The organism is Bradyrhizobium sp. dw_411 (assembly GCF_018449695.1).
Taxonomy (GTDB): domain Bacteria; phylum Pseudomonadota; class Alphaproteobacteria; order Rhizobiales; family Xanthobacteraceae; genus Bradyrhizobium.
This window is the reverse complement of the sequence record NZ_JAAVUY010000001.1, coordinates 1-13,464: the sequence shown is the minus strand read 5'-3', so window position 1 is coordinate 13,464 and position 13,464 is coordinate 1. Positions and strand designations below refer to the sequence as shown.

Annotated in this window: 14 protein-coding genes; 9 read left to right on the top strand and 5 right to left on the bottom strand. The window is 63.3% G+C overall.

The window, feature by feature from the left end; all coding sequences use genetic code 11:
- The first annotated feature begins 16 nt into the window (after positions 1–16).
- The 5 genes from murA (at position 17) to HB676_RS00050 (ending at position 5,601) form a co-directional block, all read left to right on the top strand.
- On the top strand, positions 17–1,303 hold the full coding sequence (gene murA / locus HB676_RS00070; RefSeq protein WP_213735617.1) for a UDP-N-acetylglucosamine 1-carboxyvinyltransferase: 1,287 nt from the start codon (positions 17–19) through the stop codon (positions 1,301–1,303).
- A gap of 49 nt (positions 1,304–1,352) precedes the next feature.
- On the top strand, positions 1,353–2,774 hold the full coding sequence (locus tag HB676_RS00065; protein ID WP_249779996.1) for an MATE family efflux transporter: 1,422 nt from the start codon (positions 1,353–1,355) through the stop codon (positions 2,772–2,774).
- A gap of 43 nt (positions 2,775–2,817) precedes the next feature.
- Positions 2,818–3,291: a DUF2867 domain-containing protein gene (locus HB676_RS00060; protein WP_213735616.1), complete on the top strand. Its 474-nt coding sequence runs from the start codon at positions 2,818–2,820 to the stop codon at positions 3,289–3,291.
- An 89-nt stretch (positions 3,292–3,380) separates the two neighbouring features.
- The gene (locus tag HB676_RS00055) at positions 3,381–4,751 is read left to right on the top strand and encodes an MmgE/PrpD family protein (RefSeq protein ID WP_213735615.1); all 1,371 of its coding nucleotides are present in this window, start codon (positions 3,381–3,383) and stop codon (positions 4,749–4,751) included.
- A gap of 49 nt (positions 4,752–4,800) precedes the next feature.
- Positions 4,801–5,601 carry an alpha/beta fold hydrolase gene (locus HB676_RS00050; RefSeq protein ID WP_249779995.1) on the top strand — a complete coding sequence of 267 codons (801 nt, stop codon included), beginning with the start codon at positions 4,801–4,803 and terminating at the stop codon, positions 5,599–5,601.
- On the opposite strand, the gene HB676_RS00045 is transcribed toward HB676_RS00050, so the two are convergent.
- Positions 5,602–6,459 (bottom strand): NAD(P)H-dependent oxidoreductase, encoded by an 858-nt coding sequence (locus tag HB676_RS00045; RefSeq protein WP_213735614.1) that lies wholly within the window; start codon positions 6,457–6,459, stop codon positions 5,602–5,604.
- Between the two features lie 85 nt (positions 6,460–6,544).
- Between HB676_RS00045 and HB676_RS00040 the strand changes: the two genes are divergently transcribed.
- Positions 6,545–7,486 carry a LysR family transcriptional regulator gene (locus tag HB676_RS00040; protein WP_213735613.1) on the top strand — a complete coding sequence of 314 codons (942 nt, stop codon included), beginning with the start codon at positions 6,545–6,547 and terminating at the stop codon, positions 7,484–7,486.
- Between the two features lie 17 nt (positions 7,487–7,503).
- Here the strand turns inward: HB676_RS00040 and HB676_RS00035 are convergent, their stop codons facing one another.
- From HB676_RS00035 to HB676_RS00020, 4 genes are all read right to left on the bottom strand, one after another.
- Entirely contained in the window at positions 7,504–9,111 is a 1,608-nt protein-coding gene (locus tag HB676_RS00035) for a Na+/H+ antiporter (RefSeq protein WP_213735612.1), read from the bottom strand.
- Between the two features lie 162 nt (positions 9,112–9,273).
- Entirely contained in the window at positions 9,274–9,648 is a 375-nt protein-coding gene (locus HB676_RS00030; RefSeq protein WP_213735611.1) for a nuclear transport factor 2 family protein, read from the bottom strand.
- A gap of 106 nt (positions 9,649–9,754) precedes the next feature.
- Complete coding sequence (locus HB676_RS00025; protein WP_213735610.1) at positions 9,755–10,438, bottom strand: DUF1345 domain-containing protein; 684 nt, start codon at positions 10,436–10,438, stop codon at positions 9,755–9,757.
- Between the two features lie 8 nt (positions 10,439–10,446).
- Entirely contained in the window at positions 10,447–11,373 is a 927-nt protein-coding gene (locus tag HB676_RS00020; protein WP_213735609.1) for a polyprenyl synthetase family protein, read from the bottom strand.
- Between the two features lie 161 nt (positions 11,374–11,534).
- Between HB676_RS00020 and HB676_RS00015 the strand changes: the two genes are divergently transcribed.
- From HB676_RS00015 to HB676_RS00005, 3 genes are all read left to right on the top strand, one after another.
- On the top strand, positions 11,535–12,212 hold the full coding sequence (locus tag HB676_RS00015; RefSeq protein WP_213735608.1) for a biosynthetic peptidoglycan transglycosylase: 678 nt from the start codon (positions 11,535–11,537) through the stop codon (positions 12,210–12,212).
- Positions 12,213–12,356: 144 nt separating this feature from the next.
- Positions 12,357–12,542: a 50S ribosomal protein L32 gene (gene rpmF / locus HB676_RS00010; RefSeq protein ID WP_027540899.1), complete on the top strand. Its 186-nt coding sequence runs from the start codon at positions 12,357–12,359 to the stop codon at positions 12,540–12,542.
- Positions 12,543–12,712: 170 nt separating this feature from the next.
- Complete coding sequence (locus HB676_RS00005; RefSeq protein ID WP_213735607.1) at positions 12,713–13,348, top strand: hypothetical protein; 636 nt, start codon at positions 12,713–12,715, stop codon at positions 13,346–13,348.
- Positions 13,349–13,464 lie beyond the last annotated feature (116 nt).

The window sequence follows — 13,464 nt, the reverse complement described above, 5'->3', positions numbered from 1 at the left end:
CTGCGGGAAAAAACGCGTGCCACTCCAATACATCGTTGAGGGCGGCCACCGGCTGAGCGGTACGATCGAGCCGTCCGGCAACAAGAATGCCGCCTTGCCGATCATCGCCGCGGCGCTGCTGACCGAGCATCCGGTGACGCTCGAAAACGTCCCGCGCATTCGCGATACCGAAACGCTGGTGGAACTGATTCAGTCGGTCGGCGCGTCAGCCGAATGGCGCTCCCGCAATACGCTTGCGATCCATGCCAAAAACATCCGCGCCGCCGACCTCGATCCTGAACTCTGCGCGCGGATTCGCGCCTCGATCCTGCTGGCGGGGCCGCTGCTGGCCCGCTGCGGCGAGGTGACGCTGCCGCCGCCCGGCGGCGACGTTATCGGCCGGCGTCGTCTCGATACGCATTTCCTGGCGTTCGAGCAGCTCGGCGCCACGGTCACCGCCTCCGAGCGGCTGGAATTTCGCGCGTCGCGCCTCAGCGGCGCCGACGTTTTTCTGGATGAGCCCAGCGTGACCGCGACCGAAAACGCATTGATGGCGGCGGTGGCCGCGCACGGTACCACGCATCTGCGCAACGTCGCGTCCGAGCCGCATGTGCAGGATCTCGCGCATTTCCTGGTTGCGCTCGGCGCGCGCATCGAGGGGATCGGCACCAACACCATGATTGTGCATGGGCCGGCGACGCTTGGCGGCGCCAGTCATTCGATCGGTCCCGATCACATCGAGGTCGGCTCGCTGATCGGGCTCGCCGCGGTGACGCGCTCGCCGCTGCGTATCGCGCGGGCCGGCGTCGAACATCTGCGCTCGATCCGGATGGGTTTTGAACGGCTCGGCATTGTCTGCGAGGTCGAGGGTGACGACCTCATCGTGCCCTCCGGCCAGACGCTCAAGATCAGGGACGATTTCGGCGGCCATGTGCCGAAGCTCGAGGACCAGCCGTGGCCGGCTTTCCCGGCCGATCTGATGTCGATTGCGATCGTGACGGCCACGCAGTGCGACGGCGTGATCCTGATGTTCGAGAAGATGTTCGAATCCCGGATGTTCTTTGTCGATAAATTGATCGCGATGGGCGGCCGCATCGTGTTGTGCGATCCGCACCGCGCGATCGTGGCAGGCCCGAGCCGGCTTCGGGGCGCGCTGATGACATCGCCCGATATTCGCGCCGGAATGGCCATGCTGCTGGCCGCGGTATGCGCCAAGGGCGTCAGCACCATCAACAACGCCGATCAGATCGAACGCGGCTATGAGCGCATCGACGAGCGGCTCAATGCGCTCGGCGCCCGAATCACCCGCGTGCCGGCGCGCTGACGGGCTGATGGTCACCATTTCGACCCAACGGCAGTGCTAGTAATGTTCCATGACATCCCTTGATAAAATGGAGCGCGGGCGCGGCGTCGCGGCTGATATCGCGGGCGCTTCAGGCCATGAGTTCGCGGTCGAGTTGACCGAGACGCTCAGGCTGGCGGTGCCGATCGCGCTGACCCAGCTCGGGCAGATCGCGATGATGACAACCGATCTGGCTTTGATCGGACGGCTCGGGGACGTGGCTGTCGCCGCGGCCGCGCTGGCGCATACCGTGTTCTTCTTCAGCTTCACCTTCGGCATGGGATTGGTCTCTGCGGTGGCGCCGCTCGCCGCGCAGGGCTTTGGCGCGCGCAATCCGCGGCAGGTACGGCGCGCGCTTCGCGTCGGACTGTGGGCCGCGTTGGCGATTTCCCTCCCCATCATGATGTTTCCGCTGTACGGCGAGCGAATATTATTGGCGTTGGGTCAGGCGCCCGCGACGGCGCATCTGGCGCAAGACTATCTCTGGGGTCTCACCTGGGGCATTACGCCGGCGCTGTGGTTCATGGCGATCCGCGGCTTCACGGGTGCGGTCAACCGGCCGGAGCCGGTGTTGTGGATCACGCTTGCCGCGATCCCGGCCAACGCGGTGCTGGTCTATCTGCTGATCCACGGGGCATTGGGATTGCCGCGGCTTGGGCTGTTCGGCGCCGGCCTCGCGACCACAATTGTCAATTTCGGGATGTTTTTCGCGGGCCTGTGGTTTGTGACGCAGCGCGCGCCGTTCCGGAAATATCATGTGATGGGCCGCATCTGGCGCATCGACGGGGCCCTGATGCGGCAACTCATTGTCATCGGGGCGCCAATCTCGCTGTCATTTCTGTTGGAATATGGCCTGTTCGGCGCTGCCGGACTTTTGATGGGCCTGATCAGCACCACGGCGCTGGCGGCCCATCAGGTTGCGCTGCAGATCGCGGCGATTTTGTTCATGGTTCCGTTCGGCATCGGCATGGCCGCGACCGTGCGTGTCGGTCACGCGGTCGGGCGCGGCGACGCGCCGGCCGTCCATCGTGCGGGATCGGTCGCGACCAGTCTTGGTATTGTCTTCATGACCGCGATGACTTTGGTTGTGGTCCTCGGACGATTTGCGATCGCGCGGTTTTTCTTCGGCGATGGTGCCGAGAGCGGCGGTGGCGTGATCGATCTCACCGCGATGCTTCTGATGGTCGGCGCGACTTTCTTTATCGCCGATGGCATCCAGACCGTCGCGGCAGGTTCGCTGCGCGGCATGAATGATACGCGGATACCACTATTGTTTGCCGTGATCAGCTACTGGTTGATCGGATTCCCCGCCGCCTACGAATTGGCGTTCCGGATGGGATTGGGCGCCGTCGGCGTCTGGATCGGACTGTCCTGCGGGACGGTGGTGTACGCCGTGCTTCTCGTCCTGCGCTTCCGGCGGCTGGCCGACCGCGTGGTTTTGCGGATACCATGATCGGCTACAACGCTCCAGACCGCCGCACGGCAAGGGGTTGGCGATGCAAGTTCAGACGGTTGAGCCCGATGTGACCACCGGTGAACTGTTGGCCGGTGCGCAGTTCAGCGACGCATTTAGTGTTTTAATCGAGGATACTGCGCTCGATGCGCGGCGTGCGGCCGAGAAGATGCTGGGCCGCTCGCCGCGATGGATCGAAAGATTGCTGGCAGTACGCAATTTTCTGATCACGCCTTTCGGCTTGAAAAAGCCTGTTCCGGGCCGGAACGGTGCCACCGATACCATCGGGATATTTCCCGTTCTGAGCGAAACCCCGGGTCGCCTTGTTGCGGGTTTAAACGACAGGCATCTGGACTTTCGCGTCGTGGTGGATGTCGCCACTTCCGGCCGCGGCCGGCGGGTTACCGCGACCACAATTGTGCTGACGCACAATCTGCTTGGCCGGGTCTATCTCGCGGTCATCATGCCATTTCATCGCCTTGTCGTCCGCGCCTTGTTGCGGCAAGTCGCAGCCTGACCCGCGGCGGCGGATGTTGACGGCGCGCCGCGGCAGCCGTACCAAAACCAGCGTGGGAACGAACGAGCAAGAAAAACCGGGGCAAAGCCATGGCAGAAGAAACCGCAACCCTCGCCGCCTATGTCGCCGGCCTCCGGTTCGACGACATCCCGCCTGAGGTCCGCGAGCGCGCCAAGGTGCTGACGCTGGATTTTCTCGGCAGCGCCATTCGCGCGCGGCGCGATGCCGAATCGACGCCCTCGCTGCTCAAGATGCTCGAAGCGCTCGCGCTCGACGGCACCGGCGAATCCACCGTGTTCGGCGACACCAGGACCTGGACGCCCGCGGTCGCAGCATTGCTCAATGGCGCGCTCGGCCATTCGCTGGATTTCGACGACACCCATGCGGATTCTTCGCTGCATCCGAGCGCACCGGTGGTGCCGGCCGCGTTTGCGATCGGCGAGTTGGTCGGCGCCTCCGGCCGCGATGTGCTGACCGCCATCGTAGCGGGTTACGAAGTGTGCTGCCGGCTCGGCAATGCGCTCGATCCGACGTCGCATTACGCGCGCGGCTTCCATCCCACCGCCACCGCCGGCACCTATGGCGCGGCGGCCGCTGCGGCAAAACTGTTTGGTCTCACCAAAGGCCAGATCATCGCGGCGTTTGGGGTTTCCGGCAGCCAGGCCGCGGGCTCGCTGCAGTTCCTGGTCAATGGCGCATGGAACAAGCGCTATCAGGTCGGCGCCGCCGCCATGAACGGAGTGATCGCGGCGACCCTGGCGCGCAACGATTTCGTCGGCTCAAGCGAATCGGTCGAGGGCAAGCATGGCCTGCTGGTCGGCTACAGCGACAACGCCCATCCCGAGAAGGCCGTCGCCGGGCTCGGCGAGATCTACGAGACCATGAAGATCGGCGTAAAGCCCTATCCGAGCTGCCGCTATACCCATGCCGCGCTCGATGCGCTGATCGCGATGCGCCGCGAGCACAATCTGACGCCGGACCAGGTCAAGCGCGTCGAGATCGGCCTGCACCGCAACGGCATCACGCTGACGGGCGACGCCGCCACCAAGCGGCATCCAACCTCCATCGTCGGCGGGCAGTTCTCGATGTTCTTCACTGGAGCCGTCGCACTCGATCAGGGCCGTTTCGGCTGGGACGATTACGAGCGGCTCGGCGATGTCGCGGTGGATGCACTGGCTGACAAGTTCGACGTCGTGCAGGACGATCGTCTTGAGGTCGGCCGCAGCCATCCGTTCGGGGCTCGCGTCAGCATCACCACCGATGACGGGATACATGAGCGCCTCTATCCCGATCCCTCGGGCGAACCGGGCTCGTTTCCCGACGCGCAGGCGATGGCGCAGAAATTCCTGACGCTGGCCCGCCCGGTACTGCACAACCGCGCCGATCAGCTTGCGGACGCCATTCTGTCTCTGGAGCGGTTCGACCGGGTCGCGACCGCGACGCATCTGGGACGGCAGTAGCGCGCATCAATCAAAATCACAGCAAGAAATCATAGAGGGAGCGATCATCATGAAACGTCGGGATGTTCTCAAAACAATGGCAGTTGCAGGATTGGCGGCGGGCGCGAGTGATACAGCAGCAAAGGCGCAGAATGCGGCGCAGACTTTTGTGCTGGTGCACGGCGCCTGGCACGGTGGCTGGTGCTGGAGCCGGGTCGCGGACCGGCTGCGCGCAGCCGGGCATCAGGTGTTCACGCCGACCCAGACCGGGCTTGGCGAACGCAAGCATCTGCTGTCGAAAGACATCACGCTCGATACCTTCACCAAGGACATCGTCAACGTGATCGAGGCCGAGGAGCTGAGCAATATCGTGCTGGTCGGACATTCCTTTGGCGGCTTGGCGATCACCGGCACCGCCGATGCCGTGCCCGAGCGGATTCGTCATCTGGTCTATCTGGATTCGCTGATGGTGGAAGGCGGCAAGAGCCCGTTCGATAGCCTGCCGCCGGATGTCGTCGCCGCGCGCCGCAAGGCTGCGGAAGAAACCAGCGGCGGGCTCAGCCTGCCCAATCCGCCGCCCTCGGCGTTCGGGGTCTCGGACCCAAAAGACACCGAATGGGTCAAACGGCGGCTGACGCCGCACCCGCTCGGGACCTATACCAGCACGCTCAATATCAAGGGGCCGGTCGGCAACAACCTGCCGCGCACCTATATTCACTGCACCAGTCCGGTCTATGCGGCGCTGCAGAAGTCGCGGGACTGGGTCAAGGCGCAGCAGGGCTGGCGCTGGGCCGAAATCGCAACCGGCCACAACGCCATGGTGATGGCGCCTGACGAACTCACGCGCATGCTGATCGGCGTTTCAAGCTGATCACGACATGACCGCTGATTTCGTCCCGGCGTTTGCCGGGACGAAAGATGGATCTCGAACGACAGGGTCGGTCGCTATTTCATCGCTGCGATGGAGCGCAAAGCCGGTCTTGTCGGTGCTCAATTCGGGCTTCAAGGTCAGCGCCGGAATCAGGTAATCGCCGAGGTTCTGACTGCGGTAGGCGATCGGCGTGGTCTGCATCGCAGTGTCCAGCCGAGCGCCGAGCGCACTCAATATCTCGTCGTGACGTGCCGGGTTCATCGCGCTGGTTTTGAACACGAGGAATGGCGGCAACACGTCGAACCCCGGATAGAACAAAAGGCCGTGCTGAATCGGGAATAGCAGATCGTCGATCGGCCCGTTGATGCCGCGCTCGCTGTAATGGTCGGCCCAGCCGCCGGTCGTCACCACCAGCATGGCGCGCTTGCCCTTGAACGCGCCCTCGCCATAGCGCACGCCCCAGCGCTTCTCTGAATGTTCGCCGACGCCATAGGCGAAGCCGTAGGCATAGACGCGATCGAACCAGCCCTTCATGATCGCGGGCATCGAGAACCACCACAGCGGGAACTGGAAGATCACCAGATCCGCCCGGCGCAACTTCTCCTGCTCGGCCGTTACATCCGCGGTCTGGGTTCCCTCCGCGAAAGCACGCCTGGAGTCGCCGCTCGGCCTGAACGGTTGCGCCGCGTCGCGCTGCGGAAAATCTTCGGCGTCGAGATCGGCCTTCCAGCGCATGGCGTAGAGGTCGCTGACTTCGACGGTATGTCCGGCGCGAACGAACCGGTCGACCGTGAAATCGCGGATCGATCCGTTCAATGAGCGCGGCTCGGGGTGGGCATAAACCAGCAGGACATTCATGCCGATGGCTCCTTGGTGGGACGCTATCCAGTTAGGACGTCCTGTGGCATAGTCAAAATGAATAGATGCAATAGCAGGCATAGCCATGCGTAATATCCGCGGCATTGATATCGAATTGCTCGTGACCCTCGAAGCGTTGCTTACCATCTGCAACGTCACCCATGTGGCGCGGCGGCTGCACCTGAGCCAGCCGACCGTCAGCGTGCGCCTCGGCAAGCTGCGCCATCTGTTTGCCGATCCGCTGCTGACGCCGGGTCCTCGCGGCATGCGGCCGACCACGCGCGGTCTCGAATTGCTGGCGCCGCTGCGCGAAGCCCTAGGCGGCGTCGAGCGCATGCTCAGCGCGCAGACGCCGTTCGATCCGGCTAAAACCGAAATGACCTGGCGCGTCGTCGCCTCGGACTATTCGCAACGCGCGATTCTGTTGCCGTTGCTGCCGCGTCTGCGCCGTGACGCGCCGGGGGTGCGCGTGGCGGTCTATACGCCGGTTCCGGCTGAAATCGCGCGTATGGCCGAGCGCGGCGATATCGATGTCGCGCTCACGACCGCCGACATCGTGCCGGAAAGCCTGCGCAGCACGATCCTTTTTACCGAACGCTATCAATTTATCGCGCGCCAGCGTCACCCTCTGCTCGGAAAGGGCCCGATCACGCTGGCGCAATATTGCGCGCTCGATCATATGGTGGTGTCGCCGGAAGGCGGCGGCTTCAAGGGACCGACGGACGTGTTGCTGGAAGCGCGCCGCCACAAGCGCCGCGTGGTTCTGTCGGTGCCGCATTTCCTTTCGGTGCCAGAATTGGTTCGCCATTCGGATATGGTCGCGATGTTGCCGGCGCGTCTGCTCAAGGGGCGCAGCGAGGGGCTGCAATTGCGCGATGCGCCGGTCCAGCCGCCCGGATTTGAAATGGCCATGAGCTGGCACGAGCGCGTGCACCTCGATCCCGCCCATGCATGGCTGCGCGCGCAGATCATGGCGGCGGTCTCGCAGATGACCGCACCGCAGCCGCGCACCCGCGGCAAGGTCTGATTTACGGTTTCCGCCAGTTAAAGCGGAATCCTGCGGTATTCGCGGTTGGCTAGGCTGGCTTCTTCCAGATCGAGATCGCGCTCGATCCGCCGCCGGATTTCGTCGGTGATCTTGCCGTCGCGCAGCATGACATGGATGAATTTTCGCTCCGCCGAGATCAATTCCCGCGTCAGCGCGGTTCCGGTCGCCGAGACATCATGCGCATCGGGATTGAGCGAATCCGGGAGCTGATCGGCGCGGGTTTCGTGTCGCGCGCGCAGCAGCTTGACGACTTCTTCTGATAGTTCGCGGTCGTCGGTGATGGCATCGAGCGATTTGAGCGCCGCGCCAAGCGCCTCGCGCCGCGCGGCGATTTCCGATTCATGCTCCGCGATGCTTTCCGCACGGCCCACATCAGTGACACCCAGCCGCCGCACCACCGGGGGCAGCGTAAGTCCGACGCCAACCAGCGTGATGAAAATGACGCCGAAACTGACAAACAGGATCAGGTCGCGGTATGGAAAGCTTTGGCCATCGGGGAGCACGAATGGCAGTGCGAGCGCTGCTGCCAGCGAGACCGCGCCGCGCACGCCGGTAAATGCGATCACGAACGTCGTGCGCCAGGACGGGTGCGGATCGCGCTCGCGCAGGCGCTTGTTCAACAGCCGCGGCAGATAGGTGGCGGGGTAGACCCAGGCAAACCGCGCCACGACGACGATCACGGCGACCAGCGCGGTGGCGGACAGGATTTCGTTGAGCGGAAATGCCTTCGAGTTTTCCCATAGCGATCGCATCTGGAAACCCGTCAGCAAAAACAGCAGGCCCTCGATCAGAAAGATCACGAGGTCCCAGAAGAAAATGCCCTGAAGCCGGGTCGCCGATGAGATCAGCAGCGGCCCGTTCCAGCTCATGTAGAGTCCGCAGGCGACGGTCGCGATCACGCCGGAACCGCCGAAGTGCTCGGGGATCCAATAGGCGACATAGGGGGTGATCAGCGACAGCGTAATCTCGATCTGCGGATCGCGGGCGCGATGGCGCGCCCGCAGGCTGAGCCAGCCCACCGCAATCCCGAACAGCGCCTCGCATATGACGATGGCGAAGAACGTGCCGGTCGCTTTGGGCAGCGAAAATGCGCCGGTCGAAATGGCCATGAGCGCGAAACGATAGAGAATCAGCGCGGTGGAATCGTTGGCCAGGCCCTCACCCTCCAGCACGACCAGGATACGCCGGGGCATGCCGAGCTTGCGGGCGATCGCCAGCGGGGCCACCACGTCCGGCGGCGCGACAATGGCGCCGAGCAGGAAGCCGACATTCCAGGGCAGTCCGACCAGGTAATGCGTCGCGGCGGCGACCGCCCAGGCCGTGAAAATCACACAGCCGACCGACAGCATGATGATTGGCCGCAAATTGCGTTTGAACTCGCGCCAGCTCATCGCGACGCTGGCCGAATAGATCAGCGGCGGCAGGACCACCAGCAGCACCAGCTCTGGCGGCAACTCCAGCGACGGCATTCCCGGCACGAAGGCCAGCACGATGCCGGTCAGCAGCAGCAGGATCGCGGGCGCAACGCTGACCCGCCGTGCGAGCAGGGTCGCGCCCGCCAGCACTGCCAGCAGAATCAGAAAAATCTGGAATTTGGCTTCCACGGTCCGATAAATCCTTCCGCCCTTTTATTCGCCCGGAAGGTACGCGAGGTCAACGCGAGGCAGTAGGTCGCAGGGGCGCGGATACCGGTGAGACTTGGCGTCATTCAAGCATGGGTTGCGCCAACGCAGAAGTGACGCAGGCCGCGGCGAAAGCCTGACGCACTATTCCTTCAAATCGTAACGATAGGATTTGGAGACGATCTGCCAGCCATCGGGGAGCTTCATCGCCACCAGATAATCGGTGAAATAGCGCGGCGGCAGTTGGCAGCGCACTTTGATAAAGGCGGTGGATTCGTCGGAGCGGTCGATGGTGACGATGAAATCCTCGCGCGGCTTGCCGTCGGCCTTGGCGGAGGCACGCTTTCGCACGCGACCGAGCCAGTCTGGTACGGTGAGAACCTGCAATTCGCCTTTTTCGAGCCAGCGCAGATCCGCGGAAGGATGGAAGATTGCGCCCAGCTTGTCGGCATCGCCTTCATACAGGCCGTCGAAATAGTGCTGGACGACGGCTTCGATGCTGGAACGGTCGTGGCTCATGGTTTTCTCCCAGGTGTCATTCCGGGATGGTCCGTCAGGACCAGACCCGGAATCTCGAGATTCCGGGTTCGATGCTTCGCATCGCCCCGGAATGACGGGTTAATTTCTAAATCGCGCTCGCGGCGATGTTGACCATCAGCGCGACGAGAGCGGTGTTGAACACAAAAGAGATAATGCCGTGTACGGTCGCGGTGCGGCGGATAATCTTGTCGGTGATTCCGACATCGGACACTTGCGCGGTCATGCCGATCACGAACGAGAAATACACAAAGTCCCAGTAGTCGGCATGGTCGTCCTGGTCGCCGCTGGGAAACTGCAAGCCGCCGGGTTTGGTGCGGCGATAAAATTCGTGGGCGTAGTGCAGGGCGAAGACGGTATGCACCGCGGCCCATGACAGCGCGATCGTCACCGTCGCCAGCGACAGGTCTGTGACGCTGCGATGCGATCCGCCGAGTTCGAACACGATGGCTGCGATGCTGGCGAAGGCGCCGAGCGCGGTTACCAGCAGGATCAGAAAGCGGCCGTCATCCTGCAGAATCGCGTTGCGGCGGATATGCGCGAGCCCGCAGCGAAACATCATGATGTAGACCAGCAGCAGATACACTGCGACAAAGCAGTCCCAGCCGATCAGCAGGCGCGTTACCAGCCGCAACGATCCCGGCAGCAGGAAGAACGCGATAATGCCGATGGCGATCGCCGCGAAGGTGCGCGGACGCCCATAGACGAGACGAACCGGCCTTGGCATCTTCCGGAAGCGGACAAGATGATCGTCGACTTCCTTGGTTGCCATCGCCGCGATCAGTTCTTGCGTTCAGCGACGAAGCGCGCCGCGGCGCGCAACACGTCGCCCTTGGCGCCGAAGATCGACAGCGCCGAATCGGCGCGCGCCAACAGGTCGCTGACGCGCTGCTTGGCGCCGGCGATGCCAAGCTGGGTGACGAACGTGGTCTTGCCCAAGGCGGCGTCCTGCCCGGTCTGCTTGCCGAGTGCGGCCGCATCGCCTTCGACATCGAGCAGGTCGTCGGCGATCTGGAAGGCTTCGCCCAGCGCACGGCCATAATCATCGAGCGCCTGATATTGGGCCGACGTGGACTGGCCGAGAATGGCGCCGGCAATGCATCCATAGCGCAACAGCGCGCCGGTCTTCATCTGCTGCAGCCGCGCGACGTCGACCGGCTCGCGGTCGCCGAACCGGCCTTCACCGGCCAGATCCAGCATCTGGCCGCCGACCATGCCGCCCAGTCCCGAGGCGCGCGCCAGTGCCCGCGTCAGCAACAGCCGCACGGTCGGGTCTTTGTGGATCTCGTCGCGGCTGATGATGTCGAAAGCGAGCGTCAGCAGCCCGTCGCCGGCCAGGATCGCGGTGGCGTCGTCGGTTTTCTTGTGCAGGGTGGGACGGCCGCGGCGCAAATCGCTGTTGTCCATCGCCGGCAGATCGTCGTGAATCAGCGAATAGCAGTGGATGCATTCGAGCGCGGCCCCGGCCAGCAGCGCGGAATCGCGGGGCACGCCGAAGACGGCTGAGCTTTCGACCACCAGGAATGGCCGCAACCTTTTGCCGCCGCCAAGGCTCGAATAGCGCATCGCGTCCATCAGCCGTTTCGGCCGTGCGATCTCGTCGGGCAAAAGGGTATCGGAAAGAAGCCTCCCCAGCAGCGCTTCGGTATCCTCCGCGGTCTGGTCCAGTCGTTGGGTGAAGTCGGATAGTGCCGTGCCGGTCGTCATTAAGAATAGCTCCAGATCAAGTTGGCCGGACAATCGGTTATGCGGCAGGCTTCGTCAATTCCGCAGGCACAGGTTCGGGGTGCCTTAAAAGGGCTGAAAAAAGCGGGAATTATCAGCGGGATATCGACCTGATCCGTACATTAAGCCAGAAACGACAGAATTTGCGCATTGCCCGAAATGTATTGCTGGCTGTGCTGGCCGTTTTGCTGCTGCCCTATCTGCTGGTGCCGTTCTACCGTGCCGGTCACCCGGTCTCGGCGCTGATGGCTTGGCGCCGGGCTACCGGTGCGCCGGTATCGCGGCAATGGATCGATTTTGGTGCGATTTCGCCGTCGCTGCCGCGTTCGGTGGTGGCGTCCGAGGACGCGAAATTCTGCAGCCATCATGGCATCGACTGGGACGCGCTACGTGAGGTGATCGATGACGCCGAGGATGGTGAGGCGTCCCGCGGCGGCTCGACCATCACCCAGCAGGTGGTGAAAAACCTGTTCCTGTGGCCGGGCCGCAGCGTGGTCCGCAAGGGGCTGGAATTGCCGCTGGCGCTGTGGACCGATTGGGTGCTGCCAAAGCAGCGGATTTTGGAAATCTACCTCAACATTGCCGAGCTCGGGCCCGCCGGCCAGTTTGGCGCGCAATCCGGCGCCCTCTACGCTTTCGGGCACCCTGCTTCAGCCCTGTCGCCGCGCGAAGCGGCTCTATTGGCGGCCATTCTGCCTAATCCGGTCCGGCGCAGCGCCCGCAACCCCGGTCCCGGCACGCGCCGGCTGGCCGGGATCTATACGGTCCGGGCGCAGGCCTCCGAATTGCAGCATTGCTGGAACGAAAATCGCGGTTTTTGAGCCATTTTGGCGTATTTTGAACCTAGCTTTGGGCCATTCCATCCTCTATAAGCGCGGCCTTATCGGCATTTGCGCCTGCGCCAAAACGCTGCGGCGGTCCGGTTTCGGACGATGCCTCCGACAACACCCCTAGAGGATACCGACATGGCCGTTCCCCGTAGAAAAACATCGCCCTCGCGGCGTGGCATGCGCCGCTCGGCGGACGCGCTGAAGAAGCCGACCTATGCCGAGGACAAGGATTCCGGCGAATTGCGCCGTCCGCACCACCTCGACCTGAAAACCGGCATGTACAAGGGCCGCCAGGTTCTCAAGGCCAAGAAAGAATCCTGATATCGATGCAGGGCAGGCGAACTGCGATCCGCAGCGCCTGCCCGAATTCGGTCACGCGTGAGGTAAGACGGTTTCCGGCGGCGAACCCGATGGTTCGCCAGAGAACGCCTTGGTAGTCTCGGATCAGTAGTCTCGGACGCCTTGGTTCTCTTGAAAAGAAGGCCTCGCCGATGGTCGGTTTCCCGCTTCTTCTGATTCCGCTCGCGATCTACAACATCATCGTGTTCCTGATGCCCGGGGTTTCGCTGGGCGATCCGCTCGTGACAGTGCCACTGATGTCGGGCGCGGCGTGGCCGGTGACGCTCGGCGATATCCTGCTCGCGATCGGCATTGTCGTGCTGTTGCTTGAGGTGATCAAGGGCGCGCGCCCCGGCGCGAAATATCTCACCGATCACCTGCTGTCGCTGGTCGTGTGTGGCGGCGCGATTGCTGAATTCCTGCTGTGGCCGCGGTTCGGCAATTCGATCTATTTCCTGCTCACCTTGCTGGCGTTGGCGGATTTCCTGTCGGGCCTGGCGTTGCGCACGCGACGCGGGACGCAAGTTGTCGCTGTGGCTCCGGTTTCCAGGCGCGGAGCGAGAAAAGCCGACGTGGTGGTTGCCGAGCCGCAATTCGATCCTCCGCCCGCGCCCGTGTCGAAGGCGCCGGCTGCGGCTTCGGTAGCCGAATCCGTGCTGCTGGAGCATCCGCAACCGAAAATCGTCCAGCCGGAAGTCGCACCCGCCGCCGCGTCACCGGAAGTGGTGCCCGCAGGGCCGCATCCGGACGCCAGCCTGCCGCGGACACCGGACGCGCCGGCGCATTAATTTAAAAAATTTGGAGCCTATCGGTTCTGATTTAATCAGAACCGGGCTCCAATCTTTTGTTTTGACGCGTTTTCTTCACGCGAACCGGCGTCCACTTCGCTTGAAAACGCTCTAGA